We start from the raw sequence: 18,930 nt of genomic DNA, 5'->3' as shown, positions 1-18,930 counted from the left end.
ATGAGTAAGTGAAATTAAAAATGACAGGTTAGCGGATAGCTAACCTGTCATTTTAATTTTGAAACGTCGGGGATCTTATTTTTTAGAAATGATTTCGACAACGAATTCAAGTGGGCCAGATGTTTCAGCTGATGGTGCTTGGTTACCGTAAGCCATATCTGCTGGGATTGTCAATTTGTAGATACCGCCCACTTTTTTACCAGACAAGCCTTTTGTCCAACCAGGAATAACACCTGTTAATGGAAACTCGATCGGCGCAAGTGGTGCATCTGCAGATTTTTTAGTTGAGTCAAAGATGACACCCTTAGCGTTCCAACCAGTGTAGTTAGCTTTAATCGTGTCAGTTTCAGCAACCACATCGCCGTTTCCAGCTTTAAGTTCTTCAACTTTCAATTCTTTTACTTTCGTAGCATCAAATTTCTTAGCTTTGGCGAGTTTAGTGAAGACTTGCATACCGTTTGTTGCTTGAGCAGCAGGTTTATCTGCCGTTGAGCTTTTACTAGGTTTGTTTGCGACAAAGACCAGTCCCACAGTGATAGCTGTAAAAGCTATCACTAGGAGGACAAGCCATAAAGAATTATTTTTAGTTTTCATACTCATTATTTTACCATATTTCCTCTGTTTTTTCTAAAGAAAAGCTATTTTAGGATAAATAAGAAAATCTGTCACAATTTTCAGAAATCATGATATAATTGAATATATTACAAAATGGAGAGAATATGTCCTATATCACAGAAATTTTACCACAATTATTGGATGGGCTGAAATTAACGGTTCTAGTCTTTATTTTAACGCTTATCCTATCAATTCCCCTAGGCATGGTCTTGGCTTTCCTACTTAGGATTCCAATCGTCAAATGGTTTGTTAACCTTTACGTTTGGATCATGCGCGGCACACCGCTCTTGGTACAACTCATTATCATCTTCTACGCCCTCCCCATGGTTGGCCCAACTTTGCCACGCTTTCCAGCAGCTCTACTTGCCTTTACTTTGAATTACGCCGCTTATTTTGCTGAGATATTCCGAGGGGGTATTAAGGCTGTTCCCAATGGTCAATTAGAGGCAGCAAAAGTGTTGAAACTGAGCAAGTGGCAGACGATTCGATACATTCAAATGCCACAAGTGGTGAAAATTGTTTTACCGTCAGTCTTTAATGAAATCATCACCCTTGTCAAAGACTCATCTTTGATTTATGTTGTCGGACTTGGTGACTTATTGCGGGCAGGTAAAATTGCCATGAGTCGAGATGTATCACTTGTACCGATTATGATGGCAGCTTTGATTTATTTGATTTTTATTGGTATTTTGACCATTCTATCGAAGAAAATCGAACAACGTTTTGATTACTATAAATAGGAGGTCAGATGCTAGAATTAAAAAATATTACTAAAAAATTTGGTGATAAAGTGATTTTTGATGGTTTTGATTTGACTATCACAAGTGGTGAAGTTGTCGCCATTGCTGGCCCCTCAGGTGGCGGTAAGACAACCTTGCTGAGAATGCTTGCAGGTCTTGAAACGATAGATGCCGGACAAGTGATTTTTGACGGTGAGGTAGTTGAGTTAGACGCACTGATTACTCGCAATCTATTAGGCTTTGTTTTCCAAGATTTCCAGCTTTTTCCGCATATGACGGTATTAGAGAATCTTATTCTCTCACCTATGAAAACCATGCAAGTCTCAAAAGAGGTAGCAATTGCTAAAGCTGAGGAACTTTTGAGTAATTTAGAGGTTATTGAGCAAAAAAATGCCTATCCTTTTAGCTTATCGGGTGGACAAAAACAACGGGTCGCACTGGCTCGTGCCATGATGATTGATCCTAAAATTATTGGTTATGATGAACCAACCTCAGCGCTTGACCCCGCCTTGCGAGATCAAGTCGCCAATCTTATTTTGGAAAATAAAAAATTGGGCATGACGCAAATCGTCGTGACTCATGATATGGACTTTGCCGAGAAAATCGCGGATACTATCATCAAGGTTAATGCTAAATTAGATTGATTTTAGTTAAATAATATTAGGAGAAATGACGTAAATGAAATTGAAAAAATTTTTAGGGATGATGGCTGTTTTAACAGCTTGTGTCACATTAGCAGCTTGTGGTCAAAAGACTGAAAAAGACAGTTGGCCTGAGATTCAGAAGAAAAAAGAAGTCGTGATTGGCTTTGATAATACCTTTGTTCCGATGGGATTTAAAGATGAGAACGGGAAAAATATTGGTTTTGATATTGATCTCGCCAATGCTGTCTTTAAAAAATATGATGTCAAAGTGAAGATGCAGCCGATTGATTGGGATATGAAAGAAACTGAGCTAAAAAATAGGTCAATTGATCTTATTTGGAATGGTTATTCCGTGACGCAAGAACGGGAGAAAAAAGTGCTGTTTACCAATCCCTATATGAAAAATGAACAAGTACTCGTGACTAAAAAATCAAGTAAAATTGAGGATGTTGCAGGTATGAAAAACAAGGCTCTAGGTGCTCAGCAAGGGTCTTCAGGCTATGATGCCTTTACCAAACAGCCCAAGATTCTTATGGATATCGTCAAAGACAATGATGCGACGTTATACGATGATTTTAACTCAGCTTTACTAGACTTAAAGGCTGACCGCATTGACGGCTTGTTGATTGATAATGTTTACGCCAATTATTATCTGACTAAAAATGGTGAGATTAAGGACTACAATATCCTGACAACTGGGTATGATTCTGAAAATTTTGCAGTTGGTGCACGCAAATCAGACAAAACATTGGTTGACAATATTAACAAAGCATTTAAAGAACTGCATACTGCGGGTGAATTCCAGAAAATCTCTGAAAAATGGTTCTCTGAGGATGTTTATCCAGGAAAATAAAAATAATGAAAGCAAACTCCTCTCAATTAACGTATAAAGTTAATAAGAGGAGTTTTTTTATTGTTGCGTTTATCATGAGAAATTGTTAAACTTTAGGTAATCATAGTCATGTTATCGCTGTGTCAAAAGCTATAAGTGAGTTACAAATCAAAAAAAGAAAATCAAAAAAGGAACGAATTATGAAGAAAATATTAGTGCTGTTGACGATGTTAGTCATGATTTTTGGTGTGACAGTTGCTCATGCTGAGGCAAACTATGTCAAAGATGATGCGAAAGTTTTAAACCAGTCACAAGTTCAAAATTTAAATGAGATGTTGCGTGAGCTTGCGAACAGCCAGACTAAATCGGGTGAAATGGCTCACCTGGAATATGCGATCATGACGGTTAAATCACTTAATGGGGATGATGTTGAAGATTATGCGCGCGATGTTTTCAATAAAAAACAAATAGGTGATAGTCAGCATAACTTAGGGGTCTTGTTTCTCATTTCGATTAAAGACCATGAGTATCGCATTCAATTAGGTGATGGCTGGGAAAAGACTAAGTATGTCAATGAAAACAACATTAAAAAGTGGGTTTATACGGACAATGTGACAAGGATGCTACGCGCAGAGAATTATGGTGGGGCAATTGAGACGATAACAGAGAATATGATAGCGCTTGTGGGTCAAGATGTTGTGTTACCGCAGTCACAAGCGGCATTTGCTAAGTCATTAGGTGTTCGAATTGCCAAGTCAGAGGCAGCGCATGCTAAGCGCTTAGCAAATTTGAAAACGTTTGGCCTAGGAACAGTTATCGTTTTATTAGGGGGTGGCATCAGTTTTTTTAGTGTAAACAGTTGGCGAAAATTTGCCAAAAAACGCTATCTCAACAAAAATCGTGCCTTAGTCCTATCAATTTTAGAGCTGGAACTTGGCTTTTACGCTGAAAAAGAACGCTTATCTATTTCAGATGAAAGTTTAGCAGATGCCTTTAATGAAACAAAATTACCACCAACGATTGAAAATGTTCAGATGTTCCTTGACAATTTTAAATGGCATAACGCTTTAGTCAAGCAAGGTGATGCACAATACAAGGAAGATCGTCAACCTCGGGAACAAGAGGAGATGGCGCTTAGAATTACGAAAAAGAAACCTAGCAGACGCTATCATGATTTTAATGACATGAATGATAACTTCAGACACGATAGATTCTGGCGCGGATATTACTATGGCACATTGCTCTACCCAGTAGCTGCACCTCAAACGGCTTTTGCTGATCATGATAGCTCTGATTCAAATTCTGGTAATGACACTTGGACTGGATTTGGTGGTGGAGGTGGGTTTTCATCAGGTGGTGGTGCTTCTGGCAGTTGGTAAGGCAATCGAAATAAGTTGGAAATTATCTAACAATTCAAAAATTTTCTGCTTTTTTCTTGACAAGTGTCATATAAAACGATAGAATATAATAAAAATAAGAAAGGTTCTACGGTTGATCGAATGAAAACGTCAAACACAAACTTGCGATTGTTGGTGAAGGGCACACGCTAAGAGATGACTCTTACTGTTGTGTCCTGTTTGGCGTTCATTCATCAAGTAGGACAGGTTCAGCGTCTTGCTTAATAAGTGAGACGCTTTTCTTTTATCAACTATTATTAGACAATTTAAGGAGAATATCATGCGTAAAATAGAGTTTTTAGACACTAGCCTTCGGGATGGGGAACAAACACCAGGCGTCAACTTTTCAATCAAAGAAAAAGTCGCCATTGCCAAGCAACTTGAAAAATGGGGCATCTCAGCTATTGAAGCGGGTTTTCCTGCAGCTAGTCCTGATTCATTTGAAGCAGTTAAGCAAATTGCGGAGACGCTCACGAAAACGTCAGTTACGGGTCTTGCACGGGCTGTCAAATCAGATATTGATGCAGCTTATGATGCCCTGAAAAATGCCAAATATCCACAGATCCATGTCTTTATTGCGACAAGTCCGGTACATATGAAGTACAAGCTTAAAAAGACACCAGATGAAGTTATTGCCTCAATCACGGAACATGTAACTTATGCTAAAAGTCTCGTTGATATTGTTGAGTTTTCACCAGAAGATGCGACGCGGACTGAGAAAGGTTTCCTCCTCAAAGCAGTTCAGACGGCGGTGGATGCGGGGGCAACCTACATCAATATCCCAGACACAGTCGGCTATACAACGCCGACAGAATACTATGAGACCTTCAAATTCTTGATTGAAAATGTCACATCTGACCGAGACATCATTTTCAGCCCTCATTGTCACGATGACCTTGGAATGGCGACTGCAAATACTTTGGCGGCAATTAAAGGTGGTGCGGGACGTGTCGAGGGGACGATCAATGGAATCGGCGAGCGAGCGGGTAATGTGGCACTAGAAGAAGTTGCGGTGGCGCTTAAAATTCGTGAAGAATACTACCAAGCGACGTCGGATATCGTACTTAATGAAACCTTCGCAACATCTGAGCTTGTTTCACGCTTCTCAGGGATTCCGGTTCCTAAAAATAAGGCTGTTATTGGTGGTAACGCCTTTGCGCATGAGTCTGGGATTCATCAAGATGGTGTGCTTAAAAATCCTGAAACCTATGAAATCATCACACCAGAACTAGTTGGGGTTCAGAAAAACTCTCTGCCACTGGGTAAACTGTCGGGTCGTCATGCTTTTGTGACAAAACTTCAGGATCTTGGCTTCGACGAGGTGATAGAAGATGACATGAAAGAGCTTTTCTCTAAATTTAAGGTTCTGGCTGACAAGAAACATGAAATTACAGATACTGATATTCGTGCATTAGTCGCTGGAACGACAGTTGAAAATCCTGAAGGCTTTCAATTTGATAATCTTGCGATTACGTCTAATGAAGATGGTACGCAAACAGTTACGATTAGCTTAAAAAATGAAGGCGAGGAAATTATCGAAACGATTGCTAATGGTAGTGGCTCGGTAGAGGCAACCTTCAATGCCATTGACCAATTCTTCAATCAGTCTGTTAAACTCGATAGTTATAACATTATCGCAGTAACTGAAGGAATTGATGCTCAGGCAGAAGTACACGTTACGGTTGAAAACAATGATACGGGTACAATCTTTAATGCCAATGGTCTTGACTTTGACGTACTACGGGCGAGTGCGATTGCGTATGCTAATGCCAATACCTTGGTTCAACGTGAAAATGCTGGCATCATTACCAAGAAAATTTCTGAAAAAGCAAATCCAGAAGACTAATTGAGGCAAATCAAACCAAGTTAGCTGACATAGAATGGCAAACGGTCGTAACAAGTATTTTCAAATTTAGAAAGATTAAATTAAAACATGACGAAAAAAATTGTAACTTTAGCAGGTGATGGCATTGGCCCAGAAATCATGGCAGCGGGGCTTGAAGTTTTAGCAGCTGTTGCATCGAAAATTAATTTTGATTATACAGTAGAGGCGCATCCCTTTGGTGGTGCTGCTATTGACGAAACTGGTCATCCACTGCCAGAAAAAACTCTGACAGCTGCTAAAGAGGCAGATGCCATTCTTTTAGCAGCTATTGGTGGACCGCAATATAACGATGCAACCGTTCGACCAGAACAAGGTTTGCTAGCCTTGCGAAAAGCGCTAGGGTTGTTTGCCAATATCCGGCCTGTACAAATTTTCGATGCGCTCAAACACTTGTCACCTCTTAAACCTGAAATCATTGAAGGGGTTGACTTTGTGGTTGTCCGTGAATTGACTGGCGGCATCTACTTTGGCGAACATACTTTGAATGACCGTAGTGCGCGTGACATTAACGACTACACATACGAAGAAATTGAGCGTATTATCAAGATTGCCTTTGAGATTGCGCGTGGTCGTGGTAAAAAAGTGACATCTGTCGATAAGCAAAACGTGCTTGCGACCTCGAAACTCTGGCGTATCGTCGCTGAAGATGTCGCAAAAGCGTATCCAGATGTGATGCTTGAACATGCGCTAGTTGATAGCCTTGCGATGAAAATGATTACCAATCCTAGCGATTTTGATGTCATCGTCACAGAAAACCTCTTTGGCGATATTTTGTCAGATGAATCAAGCGTTCTCCCAGGTACCTTAGGTGTTATGCCTTCAGCCTCTCATGCGGCTAATGGTCCTAGTCTTTATGAACCGATCCACGGCTCAGCGCCTGATATAGCGGGGTTAGGCATTGCTAATCCCATCTCGATGATTTTATCAGTGGCTATGATGTTACGTGAAAGTTTTAAAGCAACAGCTGGGGCTCAGTACATTGAAAATGCTGTCAATAAAACATTATTAGAGGGTGTTTTAACAAAAGATTTGGGCGGCACAGCGAGTTTATCAGAAATGACAGCAGCGATTATTGATAATCTATGATGAAAGAGATATGGCTTGGACTATTAATCCTTTGGAATCTGGTGGTTTTCGGGCTCTATGCTGAAGACAAACGCCGTGCCAAGCGTGGTCTCTGGCGAATTAGCGAAAAAGCCTTGTTACTCTCAGCTTTCATGTTTGGGGGTATCGGAGCTATTATTTCAGCACATATTTGCCACCATAAAACGAGAAAATGGTATTTCCAAGTCGTTTGGTGGATAGGCGTTATACTAGATGTTTTAATCATCGTGTTCATATTAAAAAGTAAATGATATTACATTAGTTAGATAGAAAGAAGTAGTTTATGGGACAAACAATATTTGATAAACTGTGGGATCGCCACGTGATTACAGGTGAGGTTGGCGAGCCGCAACTCCTTTATGTGGATTTCCACATGATTCATGAAGTAACGAGTCCGCAAGCCTTTCAAGGCTTACGTGAAGCCGGACGCAAAGTACGCCGGCCGGATTTGACCTTCGGGACAACTGATCATAATGTACCGACGGTTGATATTTTTAATATCTCAGACTTGATTTCGAAAAATCAAATTGATACGTTAGCGCGTAATGTCGAAGAATTCGGGATTGATGCTGCGACGCATGGATCAGAACGTCAAGGGATTGTCCACATGGTGGGACCTGAGACTGGGAATTCACAGCCTGGTAAGGTTATTGTTTGTGGTGACTCTCACACAGCGACAAACGGGGCATTTGGCGCCATTGCTTTTGGGATTGGCACAAGTGAAGTTGAACATGTTTTTGCGACACAAACACTTTGGCAAGTGAAACCAAAACAGATGAAAGTTAACTTTGTTGGCAAACCTGCTAACGGGGTCTATTCTAAGGACTTTATCTTAGCATTGATTGCCAAGCATGGGGTTGATGCTGGCGTTGGTTATGCTGTTGAATTTACAGGTGAGGCGATTGCAGCACTTGAAATGGAAGAACGCATGACGATTTGTAATATGGCTATTGAATTTGGTTCAAAAATGGGTTTGATGAATCCTGACCAAAAAACATATGATTATGTGGCTGGTCGTGAATTTGCGCCGAAAGATATGGTGGCAGCAATCGCAGACTGGCAAACTTTACCGTCTGATGCCGATGCTGTCTATGATAAGGTTATCACAATTGATGTCTCAAAACTTGCACCTATGGTGACTTGGGGAACTAACCCGGAAATGGGGATTGAATTTACAGAAACGTTCCCAGAAATCAAAGATTTCAATGATGAACGTGCTTATCAATATATGGATTTAACGCCTGGTGGTAAGCCAAGTGATATTGATTTAGGTTATGTTTTTATTGGCTCTTGTACCAACGCCCGTCTCAGCGATTTACAACTGGCAGCTGAGATTGTCAAAGGTCATAAAATTTCTGACAAGCTGACAGCTATTGTCGTACCAGGTAGCCGGCCTGTTAAAAAAGCAGCGGAAGCACTTGGTTTGGATAAAATCTTTATCGATGCAGGTTTTGAATGGCGTGAGCCAGGTTGCTCAATGTGTCTGGGTATGAATCCTGACCATGTGCCAGAAGGCGTTCATTGTGCGTCAACGTCAAACCGTAATTTTGAGGGACGTCAAGGTCATGGCGCACGGACACACCTTTGTAGTCCAGTTATGGCAGCACTTGCGGCAATCAATGGTAAATTTGTAGATGCACGGGAGGTGCTTGCCTAATGGAAAAATTTACAGTTTATAAAGGTACAACCGTGCCACTGATGAATGATAATATAGATACCGACCAAATCATTCCCAAACAGTTTTTGAAAGCAACGGATAAAACAGGTTTTGGTAAAAATATGTTTTTTGAATGGCGTTATCTAAATGATGGTGAGGCAGAAAACCCTGACTTTATCCTCAATCATCCAGAGTATCGTCAGGCAACGATTTTGATTTCAGGAGATAACTTTGGCTCTGGGTCATCTCGTGAGCATGCGGCTTGGGCGATTAAGGATTATGGTTTTCGCGCAGTCATTGCCGGTTCGTTTTCCGATATTCACTATAATAATGAGCTAAAAAATGGGATTCTCCCTATCGTGCAGCCTCTAGAAACGCGTGAAATTCTAGCAGCTTTATCGCCAGATGAAGCGATTGAGATTGACTTGCCTAATCAAGTCATCAAAACATCAAAAGGTGATTTTACTTTTGACATTGATGCAGAATGGAAACGTAAGCTTGTCAATGGCCTTGATGATATCGGTATTACATTACAATATGAAGAACTGATTACAGCTTATGAAAAGCAACGACCAGCCTATTGGCAATAAAATGACCAACAGAACTCTTTATCTTTTGATAGAGAGTTTTTGCTATTTTTGATAGTTTTCTAATAAAAAACATAGAAATATAAACTTAAAATGTAAAATACATCCGACAAAACCGTACTGCTATTGTAATCAGGGACATTAATTTTTTTAATTAAAATATAAAAAGTAATAGAAAAGTGGCGGAAAAGTGATATAATAGACCTATACCAGAAATGTAAGCGCTTGCTTATTTCTGTTTGAGAAATTAGGTAAGTGGACAGGTCATTAATTAATAATCATGAAGGGAGTAACAGTAGTGATTGAAAGAAAGATTGTTCAAGCTGATTTTGTCGAAACCACAAGTCAAAAAGAAGAATTTGAGCTAGCTTTATCCCGTTTAAGACAGCAACGAGGCGCACAGATGCCCTTGTTACAAGAAACGCAGCGTATCTATGGCTATCTACCCAAAGAAGTACTAGAACGGATGGCGAAAAGTTTGGATGTGCCATTAGAAGAGCTTTACAGCACTGCAACATTCTATTCGCAATTTTCTTTTATACCAAAAGGAGAGTATACGATTAGTATTTGCATGGGAACAGCGTGTTATGTTAAAGGCGCTGGTGATATTTTGGATGATTTAGCCATGCGATTAGAGATTAAGTCTGGTGAAACGACAGAAGACAAAAAATTTACTTTGGAGTCTTGTCGCTGCATTGGCGCCTGTGGTTTGGCGCCTGTACTAAAAGTTAATGAAGAAGTTTACGGCCGATTAAACAAGAAGAAAAGTGAAAAGGTACTTGCGACCTATCAAAAAGAAGCATCAAGTGTTTAAAGCACAGATTGATGTCAAGTTTCAAGATTTCATGGAGTGGAATCGCAGAAAGGAGTGAGTTGGTTTGATCAAAAATTGGAAGCAATTAACTGATTTACGAAATGTCAATCGGCAATCTGTCGCTATGCGGATGGAAGAAGTTGGAGAACATCTGTTTGATTTTGAAATCATGGTCTGTGCAGGAACGGGATGTCTTTCATCAAAAAGTAATGATTTTGTCGCAGCGGTAAAAGAAGAATTAGCTAAAAATGACATGACGGACAAAGTTAATATTGTTCGGACGGGGTGTTTTGGTCTTTGTGCGCAAGGACCGATTGTTATCGTCTATCCAGATGGTGTTTTTTATCATCAAGTTAAATCAAAAGATGCCAAGAAAATTGTGAGTCAACATTTGATAAAGGGTGAATATGTTGAAAAGCTCTTATATCATGATCATAAAACAAAAGAAGTTGTCAATAAGCTAATGGATACACCGTTTTATCATAAACAAAAACGGATTGCGCTTGATAACTGTGGTCGAATTGATCCAGAAAAAATCTCAGATTATATCGCCTTTGATGGCTACCAAGCCTTGGCAAAAGTTGTCAATGATTACACGGCAGATGATATCATCAAAATACTAGAAATTTCGGGATTGCGTGGCCGTGGTGGTGGTGGTTTTCCGACTTTTCGAAAATGGGCATTTGCTAAGGCTAGTGTTTCAAATCAGAAATATGTCATTTGTAACGCCGATGAGGGTGATCCAGGCGCTTTTATGGATCGTTCTGTTTTAGAGGGTAATCCGCATGCTGTGCTTGAAGCAATGGCGATTGCAGGCTTTACGATTGGCGCCAATCAAGGCTATATTTATGTGCGTGCCGAATATCCAACGGCAGTTGAGCGTTTAGAGATTGCCATTGAGCAAGCTCGGGCTCTCGGTCTACTTGGTCGAAATATATTTGGTTCAGGCTTTGATTTCGATATTGACTTGCGTTTAGGTGCAGGCGCCTTTGTTTGTGGTGAAGAAACAGCTCTTCTTGAAAGTATTGAGGGGCGTCGAGGGGAACCACGACCGAAACCACCGTTTCCAGCAGTAAAAGGCTTATTTGGCCAACCGACGATTGTCAATAATGTCGAAACTTACGCTAATATTCCCAAAATCATCCTTGAGGGGCCAGAATGGTTTGCAAGTATGGGCACTGAAAAATCAAAAGGTACCAAAGTCTTTGCGCTTGGTGGCAAAATTGAAAATACAGGCTTGGTTGAAATTCCATTAGGCACGACACTCAGAGAAATCGTTGAAGATATTGGTGGTGGGATTCCAGATGGTAAGCAATTTAAGGCAGCGCAAACAGGTGGTCCATCTGGTGGTTGTATACCGATGCAACATTACGATATTCCAATTGACTATGATAATTTGATTGAAATTGGCTCAATGATGGGCTCTGGTGGTTTAATTGTCATGGATGAGGGGAACTGTATGGTTGACATTGCCAAGTTTTTCCTTGAATTTACAGTTGAGGAAAGCTGTGGCAAATGTGTACCTTGTCGTATCGGTACGAAACGGCTACTTGAAATTCTTGACAAGATTACCATGGGTAGCGCGACGCTGGAAGATTTGGATAAAATGGAAGAGCTTTGTGACCATATCAAAGGTAATTCCTTGTGTGGTCTAGGACAAACGGCACCAAATCCAGTCTTGTCAACTCTACGTTATTTCCGTGATGAATATGTCGCACACGTTGTAGATAAACGGTGTCCAGCAGGCGTTTGTAAGCATCTCATTCGCTATGAGATTCAACCTGATAAATGTACAGGTTGTACAGCTTGCGCTAGAAATTGTCCGGTAGCGGCGATCAATGGCGAGGTCAAAAAAGTGCATGAAATTGATCAAAAAATCTGTATAAAATGTGGCGTATGTTATGACACTTGTCGCTTTGATGCGATTAACATTGTCTAAAAGGAGGTGTGTCAGTGAAAGAAGTAACGATTAAAATCAATGGCAAAACTTACACGGCGCCAGAGGGAACAACGATTCTTGAGGCTGCGCGCCTGAATAATATTGACATCCCTACACTCTGTTTTTTAAAGGAAATCAACGAAATCGGAGCTTGTCGCATCTGTCTAACAGAAGTTGAAGGGATGAATAACCTCGTGACTTCATGTGTCTATCCGATTACTGAGGGCATGTCAATAAAGACGAACTCTGATCGTGTTTTCAAATCAAGAAAAACAAATCTTGAACTCATCCTATCGACACATGAGCGTAAGTGCTTGTCGTGTATTCGAAATGGTAACTGTGAACTTCAAAAACTCTGTAAAGCGTTCAACGTTGATGATGAAGACTATTACAACGGTGAAAACTGCGAATATGAATTTGATGATAGTTCAGTTCATATGTATCGCAATAACAACAAATGTATTTTGTGCAGGCGTTGTGTCGCTGTTTGTAAAAAAATACAATCGGTTGGCGTCATTGGTGCCAATGATCGTGGGTTCAACACCCACATAGGTAGTGCTTATGAGCAAGATCTCGGCGATGTTGATTGTATCTCTTGCGGACAGTGTATCGTTGTCTGCCCGACGGGTGCTATTGCTGAAAAAGACCAGACCCAAGAAGTTTGGGAGGCACTGCAAGATCCAACGAAACACGTCGTCGTTCAAACGGCACCAAGTGTGCGCGTGACGCTAGGTGAGGCATTCCAACTACCTGTTGGTACCAATGTCGAAGGTAAAATGGTTGCAGCCCTGCGCCGTATTGGCTTTGACAGAGTTTTTGATACCAACGTTGCGGCTGATTTCACCATTATGGAAGAAGCAACAGAATTTTTGCAGCGTGTCGAAAATAATGGCCCGTTCCCGATGTTTACCTCATGCTCCCCAGGCTGGGTAAAATATTGTGAGGCATATCATCCAGAGCTTATTCCTAATCTATCAAGCTGTAAATCACCACAGCAAATGTTTGGCGCGCTCATTAAAACCTGGTATGCGCAAAAAAATAATATCGATCCCGAAGATATTTTCGTTGTCGGCATTATGCCCTGTACTGCGAAGAAATTCGAAGTCACACGTGAAAATCAAGCAGCAGCAGGTTATACCGATGTGGATATCGCCTTGACAACCCGAGAGTTGGCACGGATGATTGAAAAAGTCGGCATTCGATTTAATGAACTGCCAGATGAAACATTTGACCAGCCACTCGGCGATGCGACAGGTGCAGGTTATATATTTGGCGCCACAGGTGGCGTCATGGAGGCAGCCTTGCGGACAGCTAGTGAAACTTTAGCAGGTCATGCACTTGAAGCCGTTGATTTTGTAGAAGTTCGTGGCACAAAAGGCATCAAAGAGGCGACTTATGAGATGAGCGGACAAACCGTTAAAGTTGCTGTAGCATCCGGTATTAATAACGCAAAACGTTTGATTGAACAAATTGAAAAGGGGGAAGCTTTCTATCATTTTGTTGAAATCATGGCCTGTCCTGGTGGCTGTGTCAATGGTGGCGGTCAGCCCGTACAGCCTGGTTCTGTTCGCAACTTTGTGGATTTGCAATCCAAGCGCGCACAAGCACTCTATGTTGAGGACAAGGGGAAGGGGTTGCGACGTTCACACGAAAATCCTGTCCTACAAAAAATTTATCAAGAATTTCTTGAAAAACCAGGTAGTCATAAAGCACATCATATCTTGCATACGAGCTTTCAGAACCCCAATCTTAATCTTATAGAGGATTAAGGATAAGAAGTAGGCCATCTCGTCAGGCAAGCATCACTTAGAAAATAGGAGAAAATCATGTCAGATTTTGAAAAAACATTAGCGTTGATTAAAAATGGAGAATTGACAAAATTAGAATTGCAAGAACTCAGTACGGCAATTCAGTCCAGAATTTTAAGTAAACCATCTGTGCAAGCAGATATTAGTGTCTAATCATCCTAAATAGAAAGAGAGAAATGGTAGTTGTTATACTTGACTTGAAGTGAATTGAGTATAAGACCTATAAGCTATCAAATCATTATGAGTAAAAAAGCCTTAACGCTTACCCAAACAGCTGTTTTATTAGCTCTGATTGTCGTCATTGAGTATTTGATGGTAGGACCCCAGTATATCCTAATCAAAGGGTCAATTGTAAATTTAATTTTAGTAGTTGCGACCCTTTTAGTTGGGTTGCCAACGGGTATATTAATCAGTATTTTTACCCCACTGTTAGCAGTCGTAACAGGACATCTGGCAATGCCGGTTTTAGCCCCTGTTGTGGCAATTGGTAATCTTGTTTTTGTTATATTGTGGTGGTTAATTGTTCGCCATGTTAAGGTAAATCAATCCTTGATGAGCTATGTTACGGCAACGATTGTCTCATCACTTGCAAAATTTGCTTTTCTCTATTTAGCTGTTGGTTGGTATATTTTGCCCGTCATGCTAAAAGGGATTGTCGCTAAAAAACCACAAATCAAAGTTGCTTTACTCGCACAATTTGGTATGCCGCAACTCATCACCGCAGTAATCGGTGGTGTGATTGCCATGCTTATCTTGCCACGTTTAGCGAAAGCTATCCAAACGATAGCAAAAAATTAATGATTTAGTAAAAAAAGAAAGGTCGTAGAAAACATGACAGTTGTAAAAATTGTATTTTCAAGTGCAACAGGGAACATCGAAATGATTTCAGAAATTTTAGAGGAAGAATTTGTTGCACTAGGCGCTGATGTAGAAGTATTGGATGCCGATGATGATGTAGATGAGGATGTCTTTGAGGACGCAGATATCTGTGTTGTCGCAACGTATACGGATGGTGATGGTGAAATTCCATTTAACTTGCAAGAGTTTTATGAAGAACTGCCAGAGATTGATTTATCAGGTAAGGTATTTGGTGTTGTCGGTAGTGGTGACAGTGACCTGTATCCAGATGCGTTTTGTCAAGCGGCGATTGATTTTGAAACGGCTTTTGCTGAAACAGGTGCGACAAAAGGGGCTGATACTGTGAAAATAGAGAATGCCGCTGAAGATGAAGATATTGTAACTTTAAAAGCTTTTGCTGCTGCCCTGCTTGAAGGTTAAAAATAAGATGATTCGCAAGCATTAAGCCAGTATAAAAGAGGTGAAAAATAAATGAAGAAAACCAAAACAATGGATGGGAACGCTGCTGCGGCATATATTTCTTATGCGTTTACAGAAGTTGCTGCCATTTATCCGATTACACCAAGCTCGACCATGGCAGAATATGTGGATGAATGGGCTGAGCAGGGGCAAGAAAATATCTTTGGTGAGCCAGTTCGGGTCATTGAAATGCAAAGTGAGGGCGGTGCAGCTGGTACTGTGCATGGTTCATTAAAAACAGGTGTTTTGACGTCAACTTATACGGCGAGTCAAGGCTTGCTCTTGATGATTCCGAATATGTTCAAAATCGCAGGTGAGTTATTGCCAAGTGTCTTTCATGTGGCAGCGCGTGCTGTAACGACGAATGCGCTGAGTATCTTCGGTGATCATAGCGATGTGATGGCAGCACGTCAGACAGGTTTTTGTATGCTGGCGGAGGCGAGTGTTCAAGAAGTCATGGACTTATCTGCTGTCGCACATCTGGCAAGTATTGAGGGCAAACTGCCTTTCATGAATTTCTTTGATGGGTTTAGAACGAGCCATGAGTTGCAAAAAATCGAAGTCCTAGACTACGATGACTTGAAAGCCATGGTGGATTGGGATGCCTTGTCAGAATTTCGTGCGCAAGGAATGAATCCCAATCACCCGACTGTGTCAGGGACGGCGCAAAATCCAGACATCTATTTCCAACAACGGGAAACGGTCAATCAATTTTATGACCGCATGCCTGCGATTGTTCAAAAATATATGCAACAAATTAATGCCTTGCGTGGGACATCTTATGACTTGACTGACTACTATGGTGACCCAGAAGCGACAGAAGTTATCATTTCGATGGGGTCAGTTTCGCCGACTATCCAGCAAACAGTCGATTATTTGAACCAACAAGGTCGCAAGGTTGGACATATTAATATTCATTTGTATCGCCCGTTTCCTGCGGAAAACTTGCTTGACAAATTACCAAAAACAGTGAAAACGGTGGCTGTTTTGGATCGGACAAAAGAACCAGGTTCAGACGGTGAGCCACTCTTACTAGATGTGCAAAGCGTCCTCTATCGACATGAGAATCGTCCGACAGTTATCGGTGGTCGTTATGGTATTGCGTCAAAAAACATTACGCCAGACCAGATTGTAGCTGTTTATGACCATATGCTTTTGCCAGCTGACCAGTTAAAATTACGTTTTACAGTCGGCATTGTGGACGATGTGACGAACTTGTCACTGCCAATGGGAGAAGTGCTGGACTTGACACCGGATAGCACTTTCCAAGCCAAGTTCTGGGGGCTGGGTTCAGACGGTACCGTTGGTGCCAATAAACAAGCGATTAAAATCATTGGTAACAACACCGACTATTATGCCCAAGCGTATTTTGCCTATGATTCTAAGAAATCAGGTGGCTTGACGATTTCGCATATCCGTTTCGGTCAAGAACCGATTTTATCGACTTATAATGTCGATCGCAGCGACTTTATCGGCTGCCACAATAGTGCCTATCTGCATAAATATGACTTGATTAAAGGCCTGAAAGACGGCGGAACTTTTCTCTTAAATACCGTTTGGGATGAAGAAAAAGTCAAACAACATTTGCCAATTCGACTGAAACGTTATTTGAGCGAACACAATATCAAGTTCTATACCATCAATGCCGCAGGAATTGCCCAAAGGCTGGGCTTGCATGGTCGGATTAACACCATCATGTCAGCAGCTTTCTTTGAACTGTCAAACATTATGGATAGAGAGACTTTCTTGCCCTTGATGCGCGATGAAATCAAGGCAGCCTATGGCAAGAAATCCATGAAAATTGTTGAGATTAATTGGCAAGCCATTGATGCCACTTTTGATGCCTTGACACAAGTCCAAGTACCCGCTGAATGGGCAACGCTTGATCTGCCAGAAGAAAAATGCGAGACATCTGACAAACCAAGCTATATCACCAATATCTTGGAGCCAATCAACCGTCAAGAAGGTAATGATTTGTCAGTTGGCGATTTGATTGATAACGGCATGCTGGGTGGCTTTATGCCAATGGGGACAGCTGCTTATGAAAAACGTGGCGTCGCCCTAGAAGTACCTGAATGGTCAGTTGACAAATGTACCATGTGTAATGAGTGTGCCTTTATTTGTCCGCATGCTGCCATTCGTCCTTTCTTGGCTGATGAGGTTGAACTGAAAGGTGCACCAGAAGGCTTTATCACACGAGAAATGCGTGGTGCAGATGGCTTGCAATATCGGATTCAGGTGTCACTTGAGGACTGTACAGGTTGTGGGCTCTGTGTTGAAGTGTGTCCTGCCAAAGAAAAAGCCTTGGCATTACAGCCTTACGATACGCAAAAGGAACAGGCAATCAACTGGGCATTTGCCATGACCTTGAGTCACAAAGTGAACCCTGTCAAGAAATTCTCAGTGAAAGGCTCTCAGTTTGAAAAACCATTGCTCGAGTTCTCAGGGGCTTGTAGTGGATGTGGTGAGACGCCTTATGTCAAACTTTTGACCCAGCTTTATGGGGATCGGATGATGATTGCGAATACGACGGGTTGCTCGTCTATTTGGGGTGCCTCTTCACCAGCGACACCATATACGACAAATGATGCAGGGCAAGGTCCGGCATGGAGTAACTCGCTCTTTGAGGATAATGCTGAATATGGTTTAGGGATGCATGTTGCCAATCAAACTAAGCGAGATCGCTTAGCCAAAAAAGTGACTGCTGCGCTTGCGGCAGAGGTGGGGGCTGATGATACCAAAGCCTTGCTTGCTGATTGGTTAGCGAATAAAGACGAGGGTGACGGTAGTCGTCAGCGTGCAACGAAACTCGCTGCAGCTTTGCGTGATGAAACGGATGAGCGTTTGCAAGCCATTCTGGCTGATGAAGATATGCTTGTGAAACCAAGTCAATGGATCATAGGTGGTGATGGCTGGGCTTATGATATTGGTTATGCAGGGATTGACCATATCCTGGCGACGAATGAAGATGTGAACATCCTAGTCATGGATAATGAACTTTATGCTAATACTGGCGGTCAAATGTCTAAAGCCACACCAACTTCAGCGATTGCTAAATTTGCAGCTGGTGGTAAAAAGACTAAGAAAAAAGATTTGGGTATGATGGCGATTGCTTACAATGATGTCTATGTGGCACAGATTGCCATTGAGGCAAATCCGATGCAAGCCATTAAAGCTATTTCGGAGGCAGAAAGCTATCCTGGACCTTCTGTCATCATTGGTTATACACCATGTATCAACCATGGCTTACGTGGTGGTATGAGTCAAACTATTAAGGAATCAAAAGAGGCAGTCGAGTCTGGCTACTGGCAGCTCTATCGCTACGATCCACGCCTAGCAGCTAAAGGCAAGGATCCGATGCGAATTGACTACAAAAAAGCCGACTTTAGCAAAATGTCAGATTTCCTTGAACAGCAAACACGTTTCTCTGCTTTGCGTAGCGTTAAGAAAGACGAGCAAGAAGTTCAAGATATGCTGCATCAGACAGTCGATGCGATGATGGCGCGTAGTGAAAATTACAACCGTCTAGCAGCTTATAAAAAGAATAAAGTTTAATGTTGGTTAACTATCTGGTTATTGATAATCGAAAAT

General features: G+C 41.4%; 17 protein-coding genes. 16 read left to right on the top strand and 1 reads right to left on the bottom strand.

The genetic code is table 11. From position 1 onward, the window contains the following. Positions 1 to 75: 75 nt before the first annotated feature. Positions 76 to 594, bottom strand: a complete 519-nt coding sequence (locus tag RR45_RS06665; RefSeq protein ID WP_167362588.1) for an FKBP-type peptidyl-prolyl cis-trans isomerase — start codon at positions 592 to 594, stop codon at positions 76 to 78. Positions 595 to 719: 125 nt separating this feature from the next. Here RR45_RS06665 and RR45_RS06660 point away from each other — a divergent pair, with 125 nt between their 5' ends. The 16 genes from RR45_RS06660 to nifJ all read left to right on the top strand — a co-directional run bounded on the left by RR45_RS06660 (position 720) and on the right by nifJ (position 18,894). Next, positions 720 to 1,355 carry an amino acid ABC transporter permease gene (locus RR45_RS06660; protein ID WP_031366049.1) on the top strand — a complete coding sequence of 212 codons (636 nt, stop codon included), beginning with the start codon at positions 720 to 722 and terminating at the stop codon, positions 1,353 to 1,355. A gap of 8 nt (positions 1,356 to 1,363) precedes the next feature. Continuing rightward, complete coding sequence (locus RR45_RS06655; RefSeq protein ID WP_031366048.1) at positions 1,364 to 1,999, top strand: amino acid ABC transporter ATP-binding protein; 636 nt, start codon at positions 1,364 to 1,366, stop codon at positions 1,997 to 1,999. A 34-nt stretch (positions 2,000 to 2,033) separates the two neighbouring features. After that, entirely contained in the window at positions 2,034 to 2,852 is an 819-nt protein-coding gene (locus tag RR45_RS06650; protein ID WP_031366047.1) for an amino acid ABC transporter substrate-binding protein, read from the top strand. A gap of 179 nt (positions 2,853 to 3,031) precedes the next feature. Then, complete coding sequence (locus RR45_RS06645) at positions 3,032 to 4,210, top strand: TPM domain-containing protein (RefSeq protein ID WP_031366046.1); 1,179 nt, start codon at positions 3,032 to 3,034, stop codon at positions 4,208 to 4,210. Between the two features lie 298 nt (positions 4,211 to 4,508). Beyond that, positions 4,509 to 6,074: a 2-isopropylmalate synthase gene (locus RR45_RS06640; protein ID WP_031366045.1), complete on the top strand. Its 1,566-nt coding sequence runs from the start codon at positions 4,509 to 4,511 to the stop codon at positions 6,072 to 6,074. An 87-nt stretch (positions 6,075 to 6,161) separates the two neighbouring features. Continuing rightward, complete coding sequence (leuB, locus tag RR45_RS06635) at positions 6,162 to 7,199, top strand: 3-isopropylmalate dehydrogenase (RefSeq protein WP_031366044.1); 1,038 nt, start codon at positions 6,162 to 6,164, stop codon at positions 7,197 to 7,199. After that, a complete protein-coding gene (locus RR45_RS06630) occupies positions 7,199 to 7,468 on the top strand; it encodes a DUF1294 domain-containing protein (protein ID WP_031366043.1) in 270 nt (89 codons plus the stop codon). Before leuB ends, RR45_RS06630 begins: the two co-directional genes overlap by 1 nt. Before the next feature lie 32 nt (positions 7,469 to 7,500). Continuing rightward, positions 7,501 to 8,874, top strand: a complete 1,374-nt coding sequence (gene leuC, locus RR45_RS06625; protein ID WP_031366042.1) for a 3-isopropylmalate dehydratase large subunit — start codon at positions 7,501 to 7,503, stop codon at positions 8,872 to 8,874. Continuing rightward, positions 8,874 to 9,464: a 3-isopropylmalate dehydratase small subunit gene (gene leuD, locus RR45_RS06620; protein WP_031366041.1), complete on the top strand. Its 591-nt coding sequence runs from the start codon at positions 8,874 to 8,876 to the stop codon at positions 9,462 to 9,464. The genes leuC and leuD overlap by 1 nt, the downstream gene beginning before the upstream one ends. Before the next feature lie 295 nt (positions 9,465 to 9,759). After that, the gene (locus tag RR45_RS06615) at positions 9,760 to 10,275 is read left to right on the top strand and encodes an NADH-quinone oxidoreductase subunit NuoE family protein (RefSeq protein ID WP_244148297.1); all 516 of its coding nucleotides are present in this window, start codon (positions 9,760 to 9,762) and stop codon (positions 10,273 to 10,275) included. Between the two features lie 64 nt (positions 10,276 to 10,339). Beyond that, positions 10,340 to 12,214, top strand: coding sequence for an NADH-quinone oxidoreductase subunit NuoF (locus RR45_RS06610; protein WP_279625296.1), 1,875 nt, complete (start codon positions 10,340 to 10,342; stop codon positions 12,212 to 12,214). Positions 12,215 to 12,228: 14 nt separating this feature from the next. Further along, positions 12,229 to 13,983, top strand: a complete 1,755-nt coding sequence (locus tag RR45_RS06605; protein ID WP_031366038.1) for an NADH-dependent [FeFe] hydrogenase, group A6 — start codon at positions 12,229 to 12,231, stop codon at positions 13,981 to 13,983. 57 nt (positions 13,984 to 14,040) lie between these two features. Beyond that, positions 14,041 to 14,175 (top strand): hypothetical protein, encoded by a 135-nt coding sequence (locus tag RR45_RS11530; protein WP_279625297.1) that lies wholly within the window; start codon positions 14,041 to 14,043, stop codon positions 14,173 to 14,175. Positions 14,176 to 14,262: 87 nt separating this feature from the next. Next, the gene (locus RR45_RS06600) at positions 14,263 to 14,820 is read left to right on the top strand and encodes an ECF transporter S component (RefSeq protein ID WP_031366037.1); all 558 of its coding nucleotides are present in this window, start codon (positions 14,263 to 14,265) and stop codon (positions 14,818 to 14,820) included. Between the two features lie 33 nt (positions 14,821 to 14,853). After that, positions 14,854 to 15,300 carry a flavodoxin gene (locus RR45_RS06595; RefSeq protein ID WP_031366036.1) on the top strand — a complete coding sequence of 149 codons (447 nt, stop codon included), beginning with the start codon at positions 14,854 to 14,856 and terminating at the stop codon, positions 15,298 to 15,300. Between the two features lie 51 nt (positions 15,301 to 15,351). Further along, complete coding sequence (gene nifJ, locus RR45_RS06590) at positions 15,352 to 18,894, top strand: pyruvate:ferredoxin (flavodoxin) oxidoreductase (protein ID WP_031366035.1); 3,543 nt, start codon at positions 15,352 to 15,354, stop codon at positions 18,892 to 18,894. Positions 18,895 to 18,930 lie beyond the last annotated feature (36 nt).

This window comes from Pseudolactococcus chungangensis CAU 28 = DSM 22330 (assembly GCF_002441885.1).
Classification (GTDB): Bacteria; Bacillota; Bacilli; order Lactobacillales; family Streptococcaceae; genus Pseudolactococcus; species Pseudolactococcus chungangensis.
The sequence above is the reverse complement of the archived record's forward strand: the minus strand, read 5'-3'. Positions and strand labels throughout refer to the sequence as shown.

What these genes read in the sequence shown, in the direction of transcription:
- RR45_RS06665 (WP_167362588.1), bottom strand. Translation starts at nt 594, where the DNA reads ATGAAAACTAAAAATAATTCTTTATGGCTTGTCCTCCTAGTGATAGCT.
- RR45_RS06660 (WP_031366049.1), top strand. Translation starts at nt 720, where the DNA reads ATGTCCTATATCACAGAAATTTTACCACAATTATTGGATGGGCTGAAA.
- RR45_RS06655 (WP_031366048.1), top strand. Translation starts at nt 1,364, where the DNA reads ATGCTAGAATTAAAAAATATTACTAAAAAATTTGGTGATAAAGTGATT.
- RR45_RS06650 (WP_031366047.1), top strand. Translation starts at nt 2,034, where the DNA reads ATGAAATTGAAAAAATTTTTAGGGATGATGGCTGTTTTAACAGCTTGT.
- RR45_RS06645 (WP_031366046.1), top strand. Translation starts at nt 3,032, where the DNA reads ATGAAGAAAATATTAGTGCTGTTGACGATGTTAGTCATGATTTTTGGT.
- RR45_RS06640 (WP_031366045.1), top strand. Translation starts at nt 4,509, where the DNA reads ATGCGTAAAATAGAGTTTTTAGACACTAGCCTTCGGGATGGGGAACAA.
- leuB (WP_031366044.1), top strand. Translation starts at nt 6,162, where the DNA reads ATGACGAAAAAAATTGTAACTTTAGCAGGTGATGGCATTGGCCCAGAA.
- RR45_RS06630 (WP_031366043.1), top strand. Translation starts at nt 7,199, where the DNA reads ATGAAAGAGATATGGCTTGGACTATTAATCCTTTGGAATCTGGTGGTT.
- leuC (WP_031366042.1), top strand. Translation starts at nt 7,501, where the DNA reads ATGGGACAAACAATATTTGATAAACTGTGGGATCGCCACGTGATTACA.
- leuD (WP_031366041.1), top strand. Translation starts at nt 8,874, where the DNA reads ATGGAAAAATTTACAGTTTATAAAGGTACAACCGTGCCACTGATGAAT.
- RR45_RS11530 (WP_279625297.1), top strand. Translation starts at nt 14,041, where the DNA reads ATGTCAGATTTTGAAAAAACATTAGCGTTGATTAAAAATGGAGAATTG.
- RR45_RS06600 (WP_031366037.1), top strand. Translation starts at nt 14,263, where the DNA reads ATGAGTAAAAAAGCCTTAACGCTTACCCAAACAGCTGTTTTATTAGCT.
- RR45_RS06595 (WP_031366036.1), top strand. Translation starts at nt 14,854, where the DNA reads ATGACAGTTGTAAAAATTGTATTTTCAAGTGCAACAGGGAACATCGAA.
- nifJ (WP_031366035.1), top strand. Translation starts at nt 15,352, where the DNA reads ATGAAGAAAACCAAAACAATGGATGGGAACGCTGCTGCGGCATATATT.